This is a genomic window from Nonomuraea sp. NPDC050227 (genome assembly GCF_044459705.1).
Taxonomy (GTDB): domain Bacteria; phylum Actinomycetota; class Actinomycetes; order Streptosporangiales; family Streptosporangiaceae; genus Nonomuraea.
Map to the genome: position 1 here is coordinate 1 of NZ_JBITJF010000004.1, position 22275 is coordinate 22275.

The window sequence follows — 22275 nt, forward strand, 5'->3', positions numbered from 1 at the left end:
CCGGCGGGCACGGCCAGCGCGCCCGCGACCAGCGCGAGGACGCATAACCGGGGCTTCCACGAGTTCATCGGGTGGCTCCTGGGGGGTGAGCGGCTCTTCATCGTGTTCCCACAAGGAGTCACACGTGTCAACAGATAAACAATCTTGGAACGATCCAATTTTAGGAAAGTTTCCTAACTCTCGTGGCGAGGGTTGCCGCGATACATCCGATGTGCAAACGGATGTGGACAGATATTTGCTGGAGATGTATGGCTGAAGCAGGCATGAGATCGGACCTGTGCTCGCCGCCGTTCGACAGGAGGGCAAGATCATGCCGCTCAGAAACCGACATCGTGCGGTCGCTCTCGTCGCGGCAGGATTACTGCTCATCCCGCCCGTCCCCGCGGCCGTGGCCCTCACCGCCACCTTGTACGAGGCGGAGGACGCGACGATCTCACAAGGGACGGTCGACTCCGACCATGCCGGGTACACCGGGACCGGGTTCGTCAACTACGACAACGCCGTGGGCTCGTCCGTGGAGTTCCAGGTCAATGCCGTGGGGAGTGGGGCGCATGCCCTGGTCTTCCGCTTCGCCAACGGCACGACCACCGACCGGTCGATGACCATCACGGTCAACGGCGTCGCCGTGTCCCAGTCGTTTCCCGGCACCGGCGCCTGGACGACTTGGCGGACCGCGACCGTCCGGGCCTCGCTCGACGCCGGCACGAACACTGTACGGGCCGCCGCCGCCACCGCAGCGGGCGGGCCGAACCTCGACTCGCTGACAGTGGACGACGACGCCCCGACCATTGACTGGTCCCGCGCCGTGGTCGACTCGACCATGGCCAGGTACACGCCGGGCACGCTGGGCGGCTGGAGCTACACCCGCGGCCTGTACCTTTGGGCCCAATACCTGGTGTGGCGGCGCACCGGCGAACCTCGCTACCTGAGCTACATCAAGGACTGGGCCGACCGGTTCGTGGACGCCTCCGGCGGCATCTCCCAGAGCTTTAACAATCTGGACAGCATGCAGGCGGGCAACGTCCTGCTGGCCCTGTACCGGGAGACCGGCCAGGCCCGTTACCGGACCGCCGCCGCCAAGATCAGAACCAGGCTGAACACCTACCCGCGCACCTCCGACGGCGGCTGGTGGCACTCGACCTCCGACTCACGTCAGGGACAGCTCTGGGGCGACGGTGTGTACATGGTCGACCCGTTCCTGGCCAGATACGGATCCTGGGTCGAGGCCGACTCCTTCACCGGCGCGGAACCGGCCAGGCAGCTCGAGGTGTACTGGAGTCACCTGCGTCGAACGGACGGGACGGCGGCCGGACTGCTGTACCACGCCTACGACGAGCCCGGCGGCCTGACCGCGCCGTGGGTCAAACCGTCGATCGGCAACACGAACGGCGTCTCCTGGTGCCGGGCGATGGGCTGGTTCGGCATGGCCGTCGTCGACGTGCTGGACCTCGTCCCGGCCACCCATCCGCGCCGGGCGGCGCTCGTCGGCATCCTGCGCGACCTGGTCCCGGCCTACGCTCGCTGGCAGGATCCGGCGACCGGCCGCTGGTGGCAGGTGGTCACCGAGCCGTCGAACGCCGCCAACTGGACCGAGACGTCCTGCTCGGCGATGTACACGTACACGATCTCCAAGTCGGTCGAACGCGGGTACGTGGACGCCTCCTACCAGGTCAACGCCGACCGCGGATACCAGGGGGTGCTGGCCACGCTGTCGGTGGGCGGCGACGGCCGGACCAACATCGCGGACATCAGCGAGGGGACCAACGCGAGCGACTCCCTGAGCTATTACTTCGGCCGGGCCAGGCCGGTCAACGACTTCCACGGGCTGGGCGCGTTCCTCATCATGAACGAACAGGTGCGCCGCTGAGGCCGCGTCGATCCGCAACGGATCGGCTCTGAGCAGCTTTCGAGCGCCATCAGCTGAGGGAGGGCTCCTCATCCTTGATCTCCGGGTTCGAAGGCGTGATCAGGCTGGGGCGGTGAGCAGTGTGGCGAGGTCCCGGACGAGCAGCCGTGGTCGCGAGCGTCGCTGAAATCCGCGCCCGCCGTAGGCTCCTGCATGCCGCCGCCGGGCGCTCTTCTCGCTGCTGACATGAGCACACCCACCCTCGTGACGCTGTGCCGTACGAACCACAGCCTCGGGCGCCGGCCCTGACCGGAGCGGTTCAGCCCAGGTAGAAGTCCCGGCGAGCGGCCACGAACGCCTCGATCGTCCCGGCCGGTACGCCGGTCACCCGTTCGACGTCGTCGGAGGCGCGGTCGTAACGGTTCTCCCGGTGCAGCCGGGCCATGGTGGCGATGTGCTCCTCGATGTGCGGCGGCAGGCCCGCCTTCGCGAGCACCTCGGCCCGCCATCGGTCCAGGGGCACGTCCAGGTAGGACACCGTACGTCCCAGGGCCCGCGAGAACTCCTCGGCCATCTCCGTCATGTCGACCGTGCGCGGCCCCGTCAGCTCGTAGACGTGCCCCACGTGCGGAACCGGATCGCGCAGCACGGTGGCGACCACCCGGGCGACGTCGTCCACGGCGATCGGCGACGTGCGCCCGGTGCCGAACGGCAGCGCGATCGTTCCGTTCTCCCGGATCGATCGGGCCGCCAGTGTGGTGAACAGCGGATTGTCCAGGAACGACGTCGGCCGGATGTGCACCACCGGCAGGCCGGACCAGTCGAACACCTGTTCCGCCAGCCAGTGCAGCCGCTGCTGGTGCGACTCGGCAGTGCTGGTGGCAGTCATCTGCGACACCGTCATCTGCGACATGTCGACCAGGCCCGCCAGCTCGGCGTACTCCTTGGCCACGGTGGCCACCACGGTCGCCGCCAGCAGGTGGTCCGGCGACACGGGCATCGCGAAGTACATTCGCCCGGCTCCTTCCAGCGCGGCGGCGACGCTCTCCGGCCGGGTCAGATCGCCGACGACCACCTCTGCGCCACGAGCACGCAGGTCCGCGGCACGGTCATTGTCCCGGTGAACCATTGCGCGCACCGGTACGTCCTGCGCGCGCAGCTGGTCCAGGACCGTGCGGCCGACATCGCCGGCCCCGGCGATGAGAACAAGGTTGCTGACGGCCATCGGTCGATCTCTTTCTGGTAGTCGATCATCTGAGCGAAGGTGCGATCGCACGGGCATATGGGTGTCACTGACTCGCGTACCGTAATTCCACGGCAGGTGTACCCACGTCCGAGTCGGATGAGCCAGGAGCAGGGACAGGCCGGCCGCATCGACGCGGAGATCGGCGCCGAGCCGTACCTCAGCGCCCGCACCGTCGAACGGCGCCAGCGCAGGGTCTCGCCGACGCGGGAGCGGGCGAGAAGGAGGATGGCCGCCGGCGATCGGGACCCTGACCAACTCGGTCCAACGCCAGGAGCCGTACTCGGTGACCAGGCCCGATCCGGGGCATCCGGGCGGACATCAGCGCGGCCGGCATGCTCGCCGCACTCACCGGGATCGCGCCGGCCTCCGGCGAACCGGAACAGCGCGACCCGGCCGGGCGGCTTTTGGACCTCATCATGGACGGCCTGTGGCCGTAGCTCAGAGCAGGGCGCGCAGGACGGGTTGGAGGGCGCGGTGGAAGGTGGGGTAGGCGAAGTGCATGTCGGCCAGAGTGGTGAGCGGGACCCGGGCATGGATCGCGGTCACCAGCGCGGAGAGCACCTCACCGCCTGTGCTGCCGACGACGGTGCCGCCGACCAGCACGCCCTGCGCGGCGACCAGCTTGACGGGACCTGACTCGCCGGCGATCCAGCCTCGGGTGCCGAGGTCGCCGGTGGCTGTCTTGACGTCGAGGCCGCAGGCGCGGGCGGCGGCCTCGGTCAGTCCGACGGAGCCGACTTCGGGGGCGGTGAAGGTGACGCGGCCGACGGCGCGGTAGTCCGCCCGGGGGCCGTCCCCGCCGGTGAGATCGCGGATGACGAGGTCGGCCTGGTACATCGACATGTGGGTGAAGGCGCCCTTGCCGGTGATGTCGCCGATGGCCCACACACCGTCGGCGACCCGCATCCGCTCGTCGGGCTCCAGCACGCGGGCCTGCGGGTCCAGGCCGACGTGTTCCAGGCCCAGACCGGTGAGGTTGTTGCGGCGTCCCGCCGCGACCAGCAGATGGTCTGTGGTGACCACCCGATCGGCCAGGTGAACGCGGAAGCCGTCGTCGTCGTGCTCGACCCGTTCGGCGCGTGCGGAGGTGAGCACGGTGATGCCGTCCTCGGCGAACGCCTGCGCCACGGCCGCCGACGCCTCGGGCTCCTCGACGGCGAGGATCCGGTCGGCGGTCTCGATGACGGTCACCTTCACGCCGAAGGCGGCGAGGGCCGGACCACATCCCGGTTGGTCCAGTACGGGGTGTCGGCCAGGCTGGCGATGGGCGGGGCGGACGGGGTGGTACCGGTGTTGAGCACGATGCCGCGCGACGGGCTTCCAGTCGGGGCGGACGTCTGCCGTGCCGGCGTGACGTGCCGTTCGGAGGCGGTCGGCGGCGGCGATCACCATCTTGGTGGGGATGCACCCGTAGTAGGGCGTTCGCCGCCGACGAGGCGTTCGTCCACGCCGACCACTGACAGTCCGGCCTTGGCCAGGCTCGTGGCCGCGTGTTCGCCGCCGGGTCCCAGGCCGATCACCACGACATCGCATTCCATGGTCTCTCACCTTCCGCTCGTGTCGTCCGTCTGCTCCGACCATCTCGGATATCCCGGGCATTCGCACCCGTGGCACCCACGGGCCCGGACCAGGGGTCGTCCCTGGTGCGACGCCACCGCCGCCGGACGAGGCTGACAGCACTGCAGCACGACCGAGAAGGAGCGGGCATGAAACCGATCAAGACCAAGACCGTCACCGTGGACGGGCTCACCGTCCGGTACGCGGAGAGCGAGCCGCGCGACACGCACGCGCTGCTGCTCAGCCCCTGGCCCGAGAGCGTGTACGCCTTCGAGCCGACCTGGACGGACCTGGCGGCCGACACGCACCTGGTGGCCGTGGACCTGCCCGGGTTCGGGCAGTCGCAGGGCCGTCCCGACGTGCTCGTTCCCCGTGCGGCGGGGGCGTTCGTGCACCGGATCCTGGACGCGCTCGGACTGGACAAGGTGCACGTCGTCGGCCCCGACATCGGCACCAGCGCTTCGCTGTTCGCGGCGGCCCTGCGGCCCGGCCGTTTCCACAGCGTCGTCATCGGCAGCGGCGGCGCCTCCGCCGACCTCGAACTAGGTGAGCCGCTCGCGGGCTGGGTGAAGGACCCCGACCTCACCTGGTACGAGCAGAACGCCGACGCCATCATGGCCGCGACCCTGGACAACATCTTCCCGGCGACGCCTCTCCCCGACCACGTACGCGAGGACTACCTCACCTCCTACGGCGGGCGCCGCTTCGCCGAGTCGATGCGGTACGTCCGCGCCTACCCCGAAGAGCTCAGAGCCCTGGAGCGGCTGCTGCCGTCCATCCCGACCCCGGTGCGGATCATCGCCCCCGAGCGGGACCAGGTCGTCCCGCCCGCGCACGCCGAGTTCCTCGCCGCCCGGCTGCCCCACAGCAGCCTCGCCGTCGTCGACGCGGGCCACTTCATCTGGGAAGAAGCCCCGAAAACCTACGCCTCCCTGGTCCTTGAGTGGTGGGACCTCAACCGCGCCCACCCCGAAAGGTGACAACCATGAACAGCACATCGGACCTCAAGCTCGAAGCCGTCGTCATCCCGGTCGCCGACGTCGACCGCTCGAAGCGGTTCTACCAGGCGCTCGGCTGGCGGCTCGACGCCGACTTCGCCTTCGACAACGGCTTCCGGGTCGTCCAGGTGACGCCTCCCGGCTCGCCGGCGTCCATCCAGTTCGGCACCCTGATCACCGGCCAGAAGCCCGGCACCGCCGAAGGCGTCTACCTGGTGGTCTCGGACCTCGCCGCCGCCCGCGACCAGCTCGTGGCTCTCGGCGCCGAGGTCGGCGAGATCTTCCACCCGCAGGCTCCCGGAGCCCAGTTCAGCCAGATCATGGACGGGCAGGCCGACGGTCTTGCCGCCGACCGCGCCAGCTACGGATCGTTCGCGACCTTCCGCGACCCGGACGGCAACGCCTTCCTGCTCCAGGAGGTGACGGTCCGCCTCCCCGGCCGCGTCGACACCGCCGCCACCTCGTACCTCTCGCGGGGTGACCTGGTCGAGGCGCTCAAGCGGGCGGCGGCGGCACACGGCGAGCACGAGACGCGCAACGGCGGCGCCCACGACGAGAACTGGCCGGAATGGTACGCGACCTACATGGTCGCGGAGCAGCACGGCGACGAACTTCCCCGGTAAGGACGGACTCATCATGACCACACCTACGCAGCTCACCGCGCCCATCCTCGACGTCACCGCCGCCAACGGCGTGACGTACGCCTACCGCCGCTTCGGCCTCACCGGCTCGGGCGCTCCGCCGCTGGTCTTCCTCCAGCACTTCCGCGGCACCCTCGACAACTGGGACCCGATCCTCGTCGACACCCTCGCCGCCGGACGAGAGGTCATCCTGCTCGACAACGCCGGGGTCGGAAGCTCCAGCGGCGAGGTGCCCGCCACGGTGACGCAGATGGCCAGGGACGCCATCGCCTTCCTCGACGCGCTCGGCCTCGCCAGGGTCGACCTGCTCGGCTTCTCGCTCGGCGGCATGGTCGCCCAGGAGATCGCCCTGCTCAGGCCGCGCGGCGTCAGGCGGATCGTGCTGGCGGGAACCGGCCCCAGAGGCGGACGCCAGATGCACGGCTGGACGCTCGACATCGAGCGCGCCGCGAACAAGAACGAGGCTGAGCTCGACGATCTGTTGCACATCTTCTTCGGCGTCACCGAGAGCAGTCGCGCCCTCGGCGTGCAGTACGCCCAGCGGGTCTACAGCAGGACCGAGAACCCCGACAAGGCCAACGGCCCCGAGGTGGCCCGCGCCCAGTACGACGCGATCGTCGAGTGGGGCATCCCGGATCCGAGCCGGCTCGCCCGACTGGCGGGGATCACCCAGCCCACGCTGGTCGCCGCGGGCGACAACGACCCGGTGATCCCGACGATCAACTCGCAGGTGCTCGCCCACCATCTGCCGAACGCCAGGCTGCGGATCTTCTCCGACGCCGGGCACGGGTTCCTGTTCCAGTACCCGCGCCAGTTCGCGGAGCTCGTCGAGGAGTTCCTCAACGATCTGGTCCCGGCCCGAGGGTGATCACTAGAATCGACGCGTGGCAGCAGCGCCGATCCTCCAAGGCCGCCGGCACGAACGTGAGCGGCTGGATCAGGCGCTGCTTCGCGTCGAGGACGGCGAGAGCGCCGTCCTCGTCCTGCGCGGCGAGGCGGGCGCGGGCAAGACCACGCTCCTGCGCCATCTGGAGGAGCGGGCGTCCGGTTGCCGGATCGCCAGGATCACCGGCGTCGAGTCCGAGCTCGACCTGCCGTTCGCCGCGCTCCACCAGCTCTGCGCCCCCCTGCTCGCCTCGGCCGCGACGCTCCCCGAGCCGCAGCGGCAGGCGATCGACGTGGCGTTCGGCAACGCCACAGGAGCGGCCCCCGGCAAGCTCGTCCTCGGGCTGGCGGTGCTGAGCCTCCTGGCGGAAGCGGCCGAGGAACGGCCGCTCGTCTGCCTCGTGGACGACGCCCAGTGGCTCGACGTGGCCACCCGGCAGGTGCTCGGCTTCGTCGCCAGGCGGCTGCACGCCGAATCGGTGCTGCTGGTCTTCGCGGTCAGGGAGCCCAGCCAGGACACCTTCCTGGCCGGACTGCCCGAGCTGACCGTCGACGGGCTGGCCGAGGAGGACGCCAGGGCGCTCCTGACCGCGACCACTCCTGGCCTCCTCGACGCCAAGGTCGCCGACCGTATCGTGGCCGAGACGCGCGGCAACCCCCTGGCCCTGCTGGAGCTGTCACACAGCGGCCGGGCCGAACTGCTCGGCGGCTTCGCGCTTCCTGCCATCGGGACCGGCGCGCTCCAGGAGCGGTACGAGAAACGCATCCGCGCGCTTCCGGAACCCACCCGGCTGCTGCTCCTGCTGGCGGCGGCCGACCCCACCGGTGACGCCGCCCTGTTCTGGCGCGCCTCGCAGACCCTCGGCCTCGAAGCCGAGCAGGCGGTCCCGGCGCAGGAGGCGCAGCTCGTCGAGATCGGCGGGAACGTCAGGTTCCGGCATCCGCTGGTGCGTTCCGCCGCCTACGCCGCCGGCGACGCCGAGGCGCGGCGGGCCGTACACCGTGCGCTGGCCGGCGCGTCGGAGGGCGGCGGCGACCGGCGGCGCCGGGTCTGGCACCTGGCCGCGGCGGCGACAGGCCCTGACGAGCGGCTCGCGGCCGAACTCGCCGCCGTCGCGGAAGGGGTGGAGTCCCGAGGCGGGTTCGCGGCCGCCGCGGCGCTGCTGCGGCGCTCCTCCGAGCTCACCATCGCCCCCGGGCTCAAGATCGAGCGCACGCTCGCCGCGTCCCGTGCCGCGCTCGACGCGGGCGACTTCGCATCCGTGCTCGCCATGCTCGCCCGCGCCGAAGCCCTCCCGGTCGACGATCTGCAGAGCGCCCGGATCTACCTGATCCGGGGGCTCACCGACCGCGCCGCCCACTCCGGGCGCGAGGCTCCGGCGGCGCTGCTGCGTGCAGCCCGGCGGCTCGAACCCCTGGACGGCAGGCTCGCCAGGCACACGCTGCTGGACGCCTGGAGCGCGGCCCTCGTCGCCGGTCGTCTCGCCGTTCCCGGGGGCGACCTGTCCGCCGTCTCCGCCGCGACGCCACCCTTGAACGACGCTCCGACCGCCGCCGATCATCTGCTCGACGGCCTGGCCGCCCTCATCACCACCGGCACCGGGGCGGGACGGCCCTCGCTGCGCGAGGCGGTCACCGAGTTCCTCGCCGACGGCGTCCCGGCCGACCTGTGGCTGCGGTACGGCGTGCTGGTCGCGAACGCCGCGCTGTCGCTGTGGGACTACGAGGGCTGGGAGGCCGCCAATGCCCGGCACGCCGACCTGGCTCGCGCCAGCGGCGCTCTCGTGCCGCTCATCAACGCGCTGAACGTCCGCCGGGTCATCGCGCTGTGGCGCGGCGACGTGACGTACGCCCGTGAGCTGGGTCTGGAGGAGTCGACGGTCAAGGAGGCCACAGGCACTCGCCGGGCCTCATACGGCGACTTCTTCCTCCTCGCCTATCAAGGCCGCGCGGCGCAGGCGCTGCCGCTGCTCACGGAAGCCGCCAACGAGGCGAGCGCGCGCGGCGAAGGGCTCGGCCTGTACTTCACCGAGCGCGCCACCGCACTGCTCCACCTGGGCCTCGGGCACTACGCCGAGGCGACGGCCGCCGCCGAACGGGCCGCGAGTGGCGACCTCGGCCCGTTCACCGCGCAGGCGCTGCCTGACCTGGTCGAGGCCGCGGTGCGCAGCGGCGCGACCGCACTCGCGGAGAGCGCCCTGGTCCGGCTCGGGACGTACACCGCAGGTTCGGACCTGGAGTGGGGGCTCGGCCTGCAGGCCCGCGCTCGCGCTCTCGTCAGCCACGGCGGCGAGGCCGACCGGTCCTACGCCGAGGCCGTTGAGCGGCTCAGCCGTACCCGGTTGAGGTTCGAGCTGGCTCGCACCCGGCTGGTGTACGGCGAGTGGCTGCGCCGCGAGCGCAGCCGGGTGGCCGCCCGTCAGCAACTCAAGCAGGCCTACGAAGAGTTCATCGCGATGGGCGCCGACGGCTTCGCGGAACGGGCCAGGCACGAGCTGCTGGCGACGGGGGAGAAGGTCCGCAAGCGCACCGCCGACACCGCCGACGACCTCACCCCGCAAGAGGAGCAGGTCGCCCGGATGGCCAAAGACGGGCGCACCAACGCCGAGATCGGCGCCGAGCTGTACATCAGCGCCCGCACCGTCGAATGGCACCTACGCAAGGTCTTCGGCAAGCTCGGCATCACCTCGCGCAGGGAACTCCGCGACGCGCCGCTCCACCCGCCCCGCAGGACGCGTCCTGGTCCTGCGCGGTGATCCGGGCGTGGGTAAGACCGCGCTGATCGAGCACCTCGCCGGAGTGGCCGCCGGATGCCGGATACTGCGGGTGGCCGGAGTCCAGTCGGAGATGGAGCTGGCCTTCGCCGGACTTCACCAGCTCTGCGTCCCGATGCTGACCGGGCTGGAGCGGCTGCCCGGGCCACAGCGAAAGGCGCTGCGAACCGCCTTCGGGCTTGTCGACGGAATTCCGCCCGACCGGTTCCTGGTCGGGCTCGCGCTGCTGAGCCTGCTCGCCGACGCGGCGGAGGAACGTCCGGTGGTGTGCGTCATCGACGACGTCCACTGGCTCGACCAGGCGTCGGCGCAGGCACTGGGATTCGTGGCGCGGCGGCTCGCGGCCGATCCCGTCGCGCTGGTGTTCGGCACGAGAACCGCCACGGACGAGCTCGCCGGACTTCCCGAGATGGAGGTGAGCGGGCTTGCCGAGCCCGACGCGCTCGCCCTGCTCAACTCTGTCCTCACCACCCCGCTCGACGACCGGATCAAGGACCAGATCGTCGCGGAGACCCGTGGGAGCGACGTCGGCGGGTACTCCACCCGCGGCGGCGTCACCGAGGGCGGCCGGGCGGCCACCGTCACCGCGACCGAGAAGTCCCTCACGGCGGAGGGCGACAAGCAGCTCGACTCCACTCTCGACACCGCCCTCTGCGCCAGGCGACAGCCGGCCGCGGGTCAGGCTCTGAGGTAGGCGAGCACGGCCAGGACCCTGCGGTGGCCGCTTTCGGAGGGTTGCAGGCCCAGCTTGGCGAAGATGTTCCTGATGTGCTTGTTGACCGCCCCCTCGCTGATCACCAGCCGCGCGCTGAGGTCGGTGTTGGACAAGCCCTCGGCCATGAGCGCGAGCACCTCCCGCTCCCGGGCGGTCAACGCGTGGAGGGGATCACCGGCCCGGCGGCGGACCAGGAGCTGGGCGATCACCTCGGGGTCGATCGCGGTCCCGCCCCCGGCCACCCGGTACAACGCGTCCAGGAAGGACTGCACCTTGCCGACGCGCTCCTTCAACAGGTAGCCGACGCCCACGCCACCCTCGCTGAGCAGGGCGGAGGCGTAGGTGTCCTCGACGTAGGAGGACAGCACCAGGACGGGCAGCCCGGGCTGCGTCCGCCTGGCCTCGATCGCCGCGCGCAGGCCCTCGTCGCGGAAGTCCGGCGGCAGCCGCACGTCCACGATCAGCGCGTCGGGCTTCTCGGCCGCGACGGCGGCGAGCAGGTCGTCGGCGTTGTCGACGGCGGCCGGCACCTCGACGCCCTCGGCGGCCAGCAGCAGCGCCAGCCCTTCGCGCAGCAGCGCGTCGTCCTCGGCGATCACAACCCGCATGGCAACTCCACTTTCAACAGGGTCGGCCCGCCGGGCGGGCTCGTCAGGGTGCTCCGGCCGCCGAAGGCGGCGGCTCGGTGGTCGATTCCGGTCAGGCCGCTGCCTGCGCCGCTCTCGGCGCCGCCCACGCCGTCGTCCTCGATCTCCACGGTCAGCAGGCCGCCGTCCTGGTGCACGCGTACCGCCGCCTTGCCGGCGCGGCTGTGCTTGGCGACGTTGGTGAGCGCTTCGGCGACGGTGAAGTAGGCGGCCGCCTCGACGGCCGCGGGCAGACGGGGGAAGTCGGCGGTCTCGACGGCGCAGGGGACGGGGCTGCGCGCGGCCAGCGCGGTGAGCGCGCCGTCGAGCCCGTGTTCGGTGAGGACGGGCGGATGGATGGCCCGGATGGCGTCACGCAGGTTGACCAGGGCGTCGGAGGCGGCCTCATGGGCGCGTACGGCCAGCTGCCGGGTGCCGTCGGGAGCGGTGGTCAGGGCACGTTCGAGCATGCCGAGGTGCATGACGACGGCGACCAGGCGGTTCTGCGTGCCGTCGTGGAGCGTGCGCTCGATACGCCTGAGCTCCTGCGCGTGGGCTTCGAGCGCCGAGGCCCTGGCCGCGGTCAGCATCGCCACCTGCTGCGCCAGCCGTACCCGGCCCACGGGTTCGAGCAGGCGGCGGCTGAGCCGTCCGGACAGGCCGGCGGCGGCCGGCAGGACCAGGCAGGCCACGCCCAGATAGCCCGCGGCGACGAACGGGCCGGTCAGGGCCAGCGGCCAGGAGTCGATGGCGTAGCCGAGCACCGACGGCGGGCTGCCCGGCGTGAGCCGCCACCACAGCGGCAGGGTGGCCGCGTTGAGCGCGGCCACGGGCAGGCCGAGCGCCAGGAAGCCGAGGACGACGCCGGTGAGGCCGTGCGTGAGGAGCCAGAGCACCTCCCGCGGCGTGGCGGGGTCGCCCACGGCCGCGCGCACGCGTACCGGCAGCGGCCCCTCAAGCGGCAGGTACGGCGGAGCCGGCACCCCCAGACGGCGGCGCTGCCCCCCGGCCAGCCGCCTGACCAGCCGCGTCACCGGCGGGATCAGGGGCAGGCCGACCCCGGCCAGGCTCAGCAGCGCGACGCAGACGACCAGCCAGAACAGCGGCAGTGCGAGCAGCGCGGCGCCGGACCCGAGGATCAGGAAGAGCGCGGCCTTCCGCGTGGCCGTCAGGACGTTCATGGCCGACATTCTGCATGGTGGTGCCCGCACCACCATCAAGACGCCCATCGGTGGGATGTCGCCCTCTCACCCCTCGCTCCTACGTTTGGTGCGGTCCAGGGAAGATCGATGGGGGGCTGCGTTGGCGGTTCGGGTGGAGGAGCTCCACAAGACGTACGGGAAGGTGACCGCGCTCGACGGGGTCACGCTGGAGATCGCCGACGGCGAATTCGTCGCGATGATGGGGCCGTCAGGGTCGGGCAAGAGCACGTTGCTGCATTGTGCGGCCGGGCTGGACACGCCGAGCTCCGGCCGGGTGCTCCTGGGCGGCGTGGACGTGACGGCGCTGGACGAGCCGGGCCTGGCCGCGCTGCGCCGGGAGCGGATCGGCTTCGTCTTCCAGGCCTACAACCTGCTGCAGGCGCTCGACGTCGCCGACAACGTCACCCTGCCGCTGCGCCTGGCCGGCCGCCCGGTGGACGAGGCGAGACTCATGGCCATCGCGTCCAGGGTGGGGCTCGGTGCGCGGCTGGGCCACCGCCCGGCCGAGCTGTCCGGCGGCCAGCAGCAGCGGGTGGCGCTGGCCAGGGCGCTGATCACCGATCCCGAGGTGGTCTTCGCCGACGAGCCCACCGGCGCGCTGGACACGCGGACCGCCCGCGAGGTGCTGACGTTGCTGCGCGAACTGGTGGACGAGGCCGGACAGACCCTCGTCATGGTCACCCACGACCCGGTCGCCGCCTCCTACGCCCACCGCGTGGTCTTCCTCGCCGACGGGCGGCTGGCGGGCCAGGCGCTGCGGCCCACGCCGGAGCGGGTGGCCGAGCGTATGACGCAACTGGGCGCGTCATGACCGACCTGATCTGGAAGCTCCTCAAAGCCGACAAGGCGGGCCTGGCCGGCGCGTTCGCCGCCCTGTTCGCCGCCTCGGCACTGCTGACCGCCTGCGGGCTGATCCTGCAGTCGGGCCTGGCCGCCGGGGTCCCGGCCGAGCGGTACGCCGCCGCCGACGTCGTGGTGAGCGGCCCCGACTCGGTGCGGGTGACGATCGGCGGGGAGAGCGAGACCGAGCCGCTGACCGAGCCCACGACCCTGCCGAGCGCCCTGCTCGAACGGGTGGCCGCGGTGCCGGGCGTGCGCGCCGCCGTCCCCGACCGCGGCTTTCCCGTCGATCTCGTCATCGGCGGCGGCTCGCCGGCCGCCACCGGCCACGGCTGGTCCACCGCGCCGCTGGCCCCGTTCACCCTCGCCGCCGGGCACGCCCCCGGCCCCGGCGAAGTCGTCGTGGACGCCTCCGCCGGGCTGCGGCCGGGCGATCACGTCACCGTCGTCGCCGGTACGGCTCCCGCCGCCGCCTACCGCGTGGCCGGTGTCGTCCGCGGCGAGCTGCGCCGCCCGCTGGTGCTCTTCCCCGACGAGGAGGCCACCCGCCTGTACGGCGGGCCGCGGGCGCTCGACGCCATCGGCGTGCTGGCCCGGCCCGGCATCGACCCGGAGGAACTGGCCGGACGTCTCAAGGAGGCGCTCGGCGACTCCGTCACCATCGCCACGGGAGAGGCGCGCGGCCGGGCCGAGTTCGGCGACGTGCGGAAGGCGCGCTCCGACCTCCAGGAGCTGGCCGCCTCGCTGATCGGCAGCGTGGTCGTGATCGCCGGCCTGGTGCTGACCGGCGCGCTCTCGCTCACCGCGCACCGCAGGCGACGCCAGATCGCGCTGCTGCGGGCGGTCGGCGCGAGCTCGCGGCACGTCACCAGGATGATCGCCGCCGAGACCGCCGCCGTCGCGCTGCTCGCGGGCCTGTCCGGCGGTCTGCCCGGCGGCCTGCTGGCCGCGCTGCTGCTCGACGCGCTGCGCGTGGTGGGCCTGGCGCCCGCCGACTTCGAGATCTCGGTGGGGCCCGTCCCGATGGTGGCCGCGGTCGCCGTCTGCCTGCTGCTCTCGCAGGCCGCCGCCTGGGCGGTCGGCCGCCGGGTGCTGCGGCCGCTGCCCGCGCAGGCGCTGACCGAGGTGTCGGTGGAGCCGTCCCGGTTGCCGGCGGTCCGGCTCGCCTCGGGCGTGCTGCTGCTGATCATCGGTGTCGCGGGGGCGTCGGCGCCGCTGTGGTGGAGCAGCGTGTACGCGGTGGCGCTCGCGGCCGGCGGCGGCCTGATCATGATCATCGCGTTGAGCGTGCTCGGACCGCCCATCGTGCGGCTGGCGACCAGGATGCTCGCCGACCGGCTGCGCCGCAGGTACGGGGCGGCGGGCCATCTGGCCGTGGCCAACAGCCTCGCCCACTCACGGCGGCTGGCCGCGACGGTCTCGCCCATGGCGCTGGCGATCGGCTTCGCGCTCCTGCAGATCGGCCTGCCGGCCACGACCGCCGCCGCGGCCCGGCGCGATCTGGAAGGGGGCACACTGGCCACGCACACGCTCACCGGCGGTGAGTGGGGCCTGCCGCCCGGCGTGCGCGCGGATGCCGCCGGACTGCCCGGGGTACGGGCGGTCACGCCGATCGTGCGGACCCGCGTCTACGCCGTGATCCGCCTGCTCGACAGCCCCGAAGTGATCGACTACCAGGCGCAGGCCGTCGATCCGGCGGGGCTCGCCGGCACTGTCGACCTGGGGGTGGAGGCCGGGTCGGCGGCCGGGCTGCGTCCCGGCACGGTGGCGATCAGCCGGGCCGCCGCGGGCACGCTGTCGGCGAAGGTCGGTTCGACGCTCACCCTGTACCTGGGGGACGGAACGCCGTACCGGCCACAAGTGGTGGCGATCTACCGCCGTGGCTCGGGCTTCGGCGACCTCACGCTGCCGCGCGCGGTGGTGCCGGCGAGTCGTGACGACGCCGTCCTCGTGCGCGCCGACCCGTCGGCCGACCTGGGCGCGCTCGTCCGGGCGCATCCGGGGCTGGTGGTCAGCGACGGCGCGGCCATGCGGGCCGCCCAGGAGGAGGGCGAGGCCGCCGCGATGCTCGGTGGGCTGCTGCCACTGCTGCTGGTCTTCGGATATCTGGCGGTGTCGGTGGCCAACGCCCTGACCCTGGCGGTGACCGAGCGGACCAGGGAGTTCGCGCTGCTCCGCCTGGCCGGGGGCAGCCGCGGCCAGGTCATGCGGATGCTGCGCGCCGAGTCGGCGCTGACCGTCCTGCTCGCGGTCGGCATCGGGACCGCCGCGCCGCTCCTGCCGCTGACGATGATCGCCTACGGCCTGACCGGGCTGCCGCTGCCCGCCGTCCAGCCCGTGACCTACCTGGCAGTGGTCGGCGCCACCTCGGCGCTCGGCGTGCTGTCGGTGCTCGTCCCCGCGCGGATCGCCCTGCGAACGCGTCCCGTCCAGGCCCTCAGCGGCCGTGGCTGACAAGGAGATCGACATGACCGAACCCCGTTGGACCCCGCCGAAGCAGAAGCGGCAGTGGCCCTGGATCCTGCTGGCGATCGTCGTCGTCGCCGTCGTGATCAACGTGGCGCTGACCATCTGAGCGGCAACATCAGGGCGACCCGTCACCGGCGCCGGGCTGCGCCACGGCGCCGGTGACGTCGATGCCACCTGTGACGGCGTGCACCGACCTGAAGCCCGGCAATTACCAGCTGTGGGAACCGCGCACCTGCACCCGGATCGGCAGGCCCATGGCGTCAGGGGCCGACCGCCCCACGTTCAGCCCCGACGGCAGCGTGCTCGTCGTCAGGGAACCGTTCAGCGAGACGCCCACGCTCTGGAACGCCCGGACGGGAACCCGCATCGACGAAGGAACCATCACCGGCTCATCGCACTTCACCCGTGACGACAAGATCCTCGTGACGGTGAACGGCATGCATGTGTGGCTGTTCGACACCACGAGGGGAAAGGTCCTCGACGGCCCGCTGCCCGGGTACAGCCCGATGCCCGTGGCGCCGGTCGACAGCAGCCGGGCCTACCTGATCCGCTGGAGTCGCCCAAGCGGTTCACTTGCGGTCAGATGGCTGTGGGGAGACCAGCGCACTTTCACCTTCCCCGGCGTGCTCGCCCAGGACATCAGCGGCGGTGTGCCGGCGGTCGTGCTCGGAAACGGGCAGATCCGGCTGTGGAGCCTGGACGACGGCAGCCCGCTCGGCTCCGTCGACACCGGCCACCCCCTGTCGAGGGGGACAAGCGTCGAGCTCAGCTCCCACGGGCGAAGCTTGCGCCTGGAGGACACGGGCGGTCGCGGCATCGAGTACTGGGACATCGGACGACGGGTGCGCGTGAGCTTCGTGGAGACGATGGGGAATGTGGAAACGCGGTTCATGCCCGGCACACGGACGGCGGTCGTCGCCGAACTGTCGAGAGACGGCCGCCGCATCAGCAGCCTCATCGACCTCGACACCGGCGAAACGAAGCCTGTCACTATCCCCGATGGCTGGACGAACAACCGATGCAACCAACTCGCCTGCAGATCCGCGGACAGACGGACGATTGAGGTGTGGGAAGCACGAGGATGCCTCGCCCTGATCGGCCGGATCCCTACGTGGCCACGGTGCACTCGTCCGGCGACGGCGGAGCAGTGGACTCCCTACTGCGATCCTGTGCGAACCAAACCAGGAGCCGACCGAGATCATAGCTTTAGGTGTTCGTGTGGCCACTGATGGTGATAACTCTGGAGTGATCAACAAACAGCAGATCGCGAGCGCCCTGAGCGCCGCGCCGCCGGTCGTCCTGTCATCCAGCGCCAGCTCAAGGGCGACCGCCACCACCACCGCTCCTCCCGCCGCGGAGTGGAGCGACCGCTGGCCGCTGCCCGGCGGCACCGCGTGGGTGTACTACGGCGAACACAACCAGGCCCTGACCCGGCCGGTGCTCCTGGCCGACGGCTTCGGATCCGGGGCCAGCGACATCGACGAGCTCTACGACGGCCTGGAGAGGCGTGCCTTCCCGCTGATCAGCGAGCTGCGCCGGCGCGGCCGCGACGTCGTCGTCATCGGCTACGACGACCGCGGCGCCTCCATCCTCGACAACGCGCAGACCGCCACCGCGGCGATCCACCGCGCCGCCGCCGAGCGGGTCGGCGGCACCCGCCTGCTGGCCGGCGGGTTCAGCATGGGTGGCCTGGTCACCCGCTACGCCCTGGCCCGGATGGAGAGGCAGCGCATCGACCACCAGGTCGGCGTGTACTTCTCCTGGGACACCCCGCACCGTGGCGCCTACGTGCCGATCTCGCTTCAGGCGTTCGCGCACCACATCAACGCCTACGACTCGCGCTTCTCCGACCTGTTCAACAGCCCCGCCGCCCGCCAGCTGCTGGCCTGGCACCTGCCTGGCACCGACGGCGTGCCCGGTGTCGACCCGCTGCGTACCCAGTTCCTGCGCGAGCTGGAGTCCGTCGGCGGGTGGCCGCGCATCCCGCGCCTGCTCGCCGTGGCCGACGGTGCGGGCAACGGTGCGGGCAACGGCACCGGCGCGGGGGAGAGCGCGCTGCTGGGCACCGGCGACCTCATCACCGGTACCGACCTGCGCACGCAGCCCAAGGCGCCCGAGACCCTGGCCGGCATGATTCGCCTGGTGACGCCCGACGTCATCGAGGTGCAGGCGCCGGGAGTCCCGTGCGTGGACGGCGCGCCCGGCGGCATCCTGACCGGCTTCAAGATCCTCGCCGACGCGCTGAACGCCATCGCCGAAGCCACAGGTCTCGGCCTGGACGTCGACAATCCGATCGCCGGGCACTGCTTCGTCCCGTCCATCAGCGCCGTCTCCGTCCGCGACGTCACCGACGCCGACCTGTACACCGACATCGACGCGCTGTCCCCGGACGAGAGCGACTTCGACGACTTCCTGTGCGCCGGCGACAACCGCGGCCACACCGAGATCACCGAAGAGGGCGCCACCTGGTTCCTGGACCGCCTGCCCGACTAGAAGGCGCAACCAACCTCACGACAGCCCCGCATCCTCGATGGCGACACTGTCGGCGAATTGAGCAAGGGACGCAGCGGCCCCGTGATCACCAGTGAGATCACGGGGCCGCTCTTTGTCATGCTTTTAGAGCTGCTGACGGAATGAGATGAGGCGTCGCCAGCAGATGAGCGCGCAGGCCAGCTTGAGGAACGCCTCATGAATGTCGTCGCGGACCTCCCAGCAGATGCGCAAGCGTCGGAACGCATGGAGCAGGGCGAAGGTCTGCTCGACCACGTAGCGGTGTTTGCCCAAGCCGGTGCCGCGGCGGGCGATCAGCGGGCGGATCTGCAGTTCGCGGACCAAACGGCGGTACTTGTCGTGGTCGTAGCCGCGGTCGGCGAGGACCACGTCGGGGCGCTGACGCGGCCGGCCACGCTTGCCGCGGACCTTCGGGATGGCGTCCAGCAGCGGGCGCAGCTGAGTGACGTCATTGCGGTTGGCGCCAGTCAGGATCACCGCGAGCGGGACGCCGGTGGCGTCGGTGATCAGGTGGTGCTTGCTGCCGGCTCGTCCTCGGTCGACCGGGGACGAGCCGGTCTGCTCCCCCCTTTCAACGCTCTGATCTGCGAGGAGTCCACCGCGGGCCGGGAGAAGTCGAGCACGTCGGCGGCCCGCAGCCGATCCAGCAGGACCTCATGCAGCCGCTGCCACACGCCGGAGGCGTTCCACTCGGCCAGGCGTCGTCAGCACGTCATGCCCGAGCCGTAGCCGAGCTCCTGCGGCAGGTGCTCCCAGGCGATCCCGGTGTGCAGCACGAACAAGATGCCCTGCAGTGACAGCCGGTCATCCAGTCGCCTACGCCCTGGATGCCGGAACAGCCGCTGACGCTGCGGTAACAGCGGCTCGATCACAGCCCAGAGATCATCGCTGACCTCCCATGGCTTCGGCTTGGCCACCTGCGCCCCTCTCGCTCGGCTACAGCGAGAGATCAAAGCACAACCGAGATCATTCTGTTAGGTGCTCTCAGCGCGTCCTCGGCGTTGAGGGCGCGTTCCCGCTGGGTCGCTTCGATGGCCGCGCCGGAAACTGGCGTGAAGAAAATCTGCCGAGCGGCGAACACTGGGAGACAGTCGCCTTCGGAAGGACGCCATGGCTGCACCACCTGACGCCAACGATGTGCTGGAAGACGTCACCATGGTCGAGCGGTCGATGGACAATCCCGAGCTTTTCGCCCTCCTGTACGACCGGTACTTCAAGGAGGTCTACCGCTACCTGGCCGCCCGGCTCGGCGGCGAGCAGGCCGAGGACCTGGTCGCGGAGGCATTCCTGCTCGCGTTCGACGGCAGGTGCGGCTTCGATCCGCAGCGGGGCACCGTGCGGTCGTGGTTATTCGGCATCGCCACGAATGTCGTGGCCCGGCACCGCCGCAGGGAGGGCCGCCGCCTGAACGCGCTCAGCAAGATCGCGGCTGAGGACTCCGGTGACGGGCACGAGGACCGAGTGACCTCGCAGCTCGCGGCGCAGGCCAGCCGGCCGGAGCTCGTACGGGGGCTGAAGGGCCTGGCGAAGGGCGATCGCGACGTGGTGTTCCTGCTCGTGTTCGGCGGGCTGGGCTACGAGGAGATCGCCGCCGCCCTGGACGTACCGGTGGGGACCGTCGGGTCCCGGTTCAACAGGGCGCGCAAGAAGCTGCGAAAGGCCTTGGGCGACGTCAACCCGATCGGGGAGTGGTGATGGACGAGTTGAAGCTGATCGAGGCCGTGTTCGCGGAGCCCGAGCCGACGCCGGAGGCGGCAGCGAGGGGGCGTGACCGCTTCCTCCGCCTGACCCGCCAGGCACAGGCGTCACGGTTGGACCGTCCGCGCCGCTGGTGGCCCACCGCGCTGCCGATCCGGCGCGTCGCCCTGGTCGGCGCCATGGCGGTGATGCTCACCGGCGGAATCATCGTCAGCCAGGTGAGTCTGGGCGGCTCCGGCTCGCGTACCCCCGGGTACCTGATCGCTGCCCCTCCGGCCGACGCTAAGGCGCTGCTCACCCTGGCCGCGCGGGCCGCTGCCGACCGGCCCGACACGGTGCCGGCCCGCGGCCAGTACGTTCACACCAAGACGCTGGCCCAGCACAGCCTGTACACCAGGGACAAGGCGGGCACCATGCAGTACACCAAGGTGATGGTCAACGAGGAGCGCTGGGAGGCCGCCGACGTGGGGAAGCCCTGGCTGAGCCGCAAGCAGAGCCTGTCAGCCACGGGACCGGCGCCTCGGCGTTTCTGGGACCACGGCGTCGAGGACATCCTCTCCGAGTCGTCGGGCTGCCCTGGCCAACCGGCCTACGCCCGGCTGCGCACCTGGCCGACGGACCCCGCCCAGGTGCGCGCGAAGATCGTGGCTGGCACGGGCGAGGAGCCGCTGCGCATCTGGTCCTCCCTCCAGGGCCTGATCCGCGAGTCCGTGGTACGGCCCAGCCTGGGCGCCGCGCTCTACCAGGTGGCCGCCGGGCTGGACGGCATCGTGCTCATCGGTGACGCGGCGGACGTCTCCGGCCGCCCCGGGCTGGCCGTCGCCATGGACGAGGGCAACGGCACCCGGTCCGAGCTGATCTTCGACCGGCAGACCTATCACTACCTGGGCGAGCGCACGGTGGTCACCAAGGGCAAGAGGGTGGAGCTGCCCAAGGGCGAGTACATCGAGAAGAAGGGCACGGTGACCGGCACCGCGGTGCTCGCCGCCGATCTCGCCCCCGGCCTGCCCGAGGTGTCGCCGAAGGCGTCCCGCATGAAGATCCCCTGCTGAGACCTTTCCCCACCTGATCCGGCCTTTCGGGCCGTGAGTTCTGTTTCGCATGCCCTCAGATCGATCCGGCATGCCCTCAAGGAAAAGGAGAACCTGCATGTTCATCGCCAAGGCCGTCGCGGTCACCCTGCTCGCCGGTTCGTTCGGCGGCCTCACCTCGCCGCCGTCGGGGGACGCCACCGCGTACGAGAAGCAGACACAACAGGAGGCCAAGCGCGTCGCCTGCATGATGGAGCGGGGCCTGGACTACGTGGCCTCCCCGGAGCCTCGGTACACGTGGCAGCCCGGGGAGCAGGAGCGGCTCGCGGGTGACCTGGAGGCGCTGCGGGAGTACCGGGCCAAGTACGGCTTCGGCGTCTGGTCCCCGAACGTCTATCCCAAGGACAAGGTCGTCAACCCCGTCCAGCACGAGGACCCGAACAACAAGATGCTGATGTCGCTCTCGGCCGGCCAGCTGAAGAAGTGGCGCGCCGCCGACGACGCCTGCTTCTCCCAGGCGGTCAAGGAGGTGCTGGGCAAGACCGTCACCTCCCAGGAGGACTACTACGACCAGCTCGAAGCGGCGGTGGACAAGTCGCTGAGCGTCCTCGACCAGGACAAGCAGCTCGTCCAGCTGGGCAAGCAGTTCGCCACGTGCCTGGGGGTCGGCGAGACCAGGCCGACCGCGCTGGACGGTCTGAGCCACACGAAGATCGTGCGGCAGGCTTCGGACGTCGCCAAGAAGACGTGGAAGGGCGAACTACCCAAGGAGGCCGAGGGCAAGACCGTCATCTTCCGGCCGAATCTGAAGCCCGCGCAGGCCAGGCCGTACCTGGACAAGGAGATCAAGGCGGCGCTGAGGGACCTGGAGTGCGGAAAGGCCTTCTACCCCGCCTACTTGCCCAAGGCCGTGGAGATCACGTCGCGGGTCTACCAGGAGTTCGGAAGGGAAGGCGCGGCCCAGGCGGTCCCGTCCCGGATCTACGGCAAGCTCGTCTGACGCAGCGCTCGCGGGGTGCCGCTCGTGGCGCGTGAGCGGCACCCCTCGCAACGAGTGACGCACGAGTTCGGATCTCACGGGCCGGCCTGGGCGCCCCTTGCCCGCGCCCACCTCCAAGGTCCCCTGCTGACCAGAAGGTAGAGCAGAGTCACTTCCCAGGCCATCAGCGTCTCTGCCCCATCTGAGGGCTTCAACTGCACATCGACAACGAGAGAGCAAATGAAATTAACCCACGC

General features: G+C 71.2%; 17 protein-coding genes and 1 pseudogene. 13 read left to right on the plus strand and 5 right to left on the minus strand.

The window, feature by feature from the left end:
• The first annotated feature begins 310 nt into the window (after positions 1–310).
• A complete protein-coding gene (locus tag ACIBK9_RS17055) occupies positions 311–1867 on the plus strand; it encodes a glycoside hydrolase family 88 protein (RefSeq protein ID WP_397159015.1) in 1557 nt (518 codons plus the stop codon).
• A gap of 298 nt (positions 1868–2165) precedes the next feature.
• On the opposite strand, the gene ACIBK9_RS17060 is transcribed toward ACIBK9_RS17055, so the two are convergent.
• Positions 2166–3071, minus strand: a complete 906-nt coding sequence (locus ACIBK9_RS17060) for an NAD(P)H-binding protein (protein WP_397159017.1) — start codon at positions 3069–3071, stop codon at positions 2166–2168.
• A gap of 459 nt (positions 3072–3530) precedes the next feature.
• A complete protein-coding gene (locus ACIBK9_RS17065; RefSeq protein ID WP_397159019.1) occupies positions 3531–4289 on the minus strand; it encodes an FAD-dependent oxidoreductase in 759 nt (252 codons plus the stop codon).
• A 509-nt stretch (positions 4290–4798) separates the two neighbouring features.
• Between ACIBK9_RS17065 and ACIBK9_RS17070 the strand changes: the two genes are divergently transcribed.
• The 5 genes from ACIBK9_RS17070 to ACIBK9_RS17090 are packed head-to-tail and all read left to right on the plus strand — an operon-like array spanning position 4799 to position 10641.
• The gene (locus tag ACIBK9_RS17070) at positions 4799–5629 is read left to right on the plus strand and encodes an alpha/beta fold hydrolase (RefSeq protein ID WP_397159021.1); all 831 of its coding nucleotides are present in this window, start codon (positions 4799–4801) and stop codon (positions 5627–5629) included.
• Positions 5630–5634: 5 nt separating this feature from the next.
• A complete protein-coding gene (locus ACIBK9_RS17075; RefSeq protein ID WP_397159023.1) occupies positions 5635–6270 on the plus strand; it encodes a VOC family protein in 636 nt (211 codons plus the stop codon).
• A 13-nt stretch (positions 6271–6283) separates the two neighbouring features.
• Entirely contained in the window at positions 6284–7156 is an 873-nt protein-coding gene (locus ACIBK9_RS17080) for an alpha/beta fold hydrolase (protein ID WP_397159025.1), read from the plus strand.
• A 16-nt stretch (positions 7157–7172) separates the two neighbouring features.
• Positions 7173–9929: a BREX system ATP-binding domain-containing protein gene (locus ACIBK9_RS17085; RefSeq protein WP_397159027.1), complete on the plus strand. Its 2757-nt coding sequence runs from the start codon at positions 7173–7175 to the stop codon at positions 9927–9929.
• A 7-nt stretch (positions 9930–9936) separates the two neighbouring features.
• A complete protein-coding gene (locus ACIBK9_RS17090; protein ID WP_397159029.1) occupies positions 9937–10641 on the plus strand; it encodes an AAA family ATPase in 705 nt (234 codons plus the stop codon).
• Here ACIBK9_RS17090 and ACIBK9_RS17095 read toward each other — a convergent pair.
• Positions 10626–11270 carry a response regulator gene (locus ACIBK9_RS17095; RefSeq protein ID WP_397159031.1) on the minus strand — a complete coding sequence of 215 codons (645 nt, stop codon included), beginning with the start codon at positions 11268–11270 and terminating at the stop codon, positions 10626–10628. The genes ACIBK9_RS17090 and ACIBK9_RS17095 overlap by 16 nt on opposite strands.
• The gene (locus ACIBK9_RS17100) at positions 11258–12469 is read right to left on the minus strand and encodes a sensor histidine kinase (protein ID WP_397159033.1); all 1212 of its coding nucleotides are present in this window, start codon (positions 12467–12469) and stop codon (positions 11258–11260) included. Before ACIBK9_RS17100 ends, ACIBK9_RS17095 begins: the two co-directional genes overlap by 13 nt.
• Positions 12470–12590: 121 nt before the next feature.
• Between ACIBK9_RS17100 and ACIBK9_RS17105 the strand changes: the two genes are divergently transcribed.
• The 4 genes from ACIBK9_RS17105 (at position 12591) to ACIBK9_RS17120 (ending at position 18292) form a co-directional block, all read left to right on the plus strand.
• Positions 12591–13301 (plus strand): ABC transporter ATP-binding protein, encoded by a 711-nt coding sequence (locus ACIBK9_RS17105; RefSeq protein WP_364335987.1) that lies wholly within the window; start codon positions 12591–12593, stop codon positions 13299–13301.
• Entirely contained in the window at positions 13298–15784 is a 2487-nt protein-coding gene (locus ACIBK9_RS17110) for an FtsX-like permease family protein (protein ID WP_397159036.1), read from the plus strand. The genes ACIBK9_RS17105 and ACIBK9_RS17110 overlap by 4 nt, the downstream gene beginning before the upstream one ends.
• 182 nt (positions 15785–15966) lie before the next feature.
• The gene (locus ACIBK9_RS17115; RefSeq protein WP_397159038.1) at positions 15967–17028 is read left to right on the plus strand and encodes a hypothetical protein; all 1062 of its coding nucleotides are present in this window, start codon (positions 15967–15969) and stop codon (positions 17026–17028) included.
• A gap of 16 nt (positions 17029–17044) precedes the next feature.
• On the plus strand, positions 17045–18292 hold the full coding sequence (locus ACIBK9_RS17120) for an esterase/lipase family protein (RefSeq protein WP_397159040.1): 1248 nt from the start codon (positions 17045–17047) through the stop codon (positions 18290–18292).
• Between the two features lie 123 nt (positions 18293–18415).
• On the opposite strand, the pseudogene ACIBK9_RS17125 reads toward ACIBK9_RS17120, so the two are convergent.
• Positions 18416–19227: pseudogene (locus tag ACIBK9_RS17125) on the minus strand (IS5 family transposase).
• Positions 19228–19420: 193 nt separating this feature from the next.
• On the opposite strand from ACIBK9_RS17125, the gene ACIBK9_RS17130 reads away from it, so the two are divergent.
• From ACIBK9_RS17130 to ACIBK9_RS17140, 3 genes are all read left to right on the plus strand, one after another.
• On the plus strand, positions 19421–20005 hold the full coding sequence (locus ACIBK9_RS17130; RefSeq protein WP_397159042.1) for an RNA polymerase sigma factor: 585 nt from the start codon (positions 19421–19423) through the stop codon (positions 20003–20005).
• Positions 20005–21060: a CU044_5270 family protein gene (locus ACIBK9_RS17135; RefSeq protein WP_397159044.1), complete on the plus strand. Its 1056-nt coding sequence runs from the start codon at positions 20005–20007 to the stop codon at positions 21058–21060. Before ACIBK9_RS17130 ends, ACIBK9_RS17135 begins: the two co-directional genes overlap by 1 nt.
• A gap of 97 nt (positions 21061–21157) precedes the next feature.
• Complete coding sequence (locus ACIBK9_RS17140) at positions 21158–22039, plus strand: hypothetical protein (RefSeq protein WP_397159046.1); 882 nt, start codon at positions 21158–21160, stop codon at positions 22037–22039.
• Positions 22040–22275 lie beyond the last annotated feature (236 nt).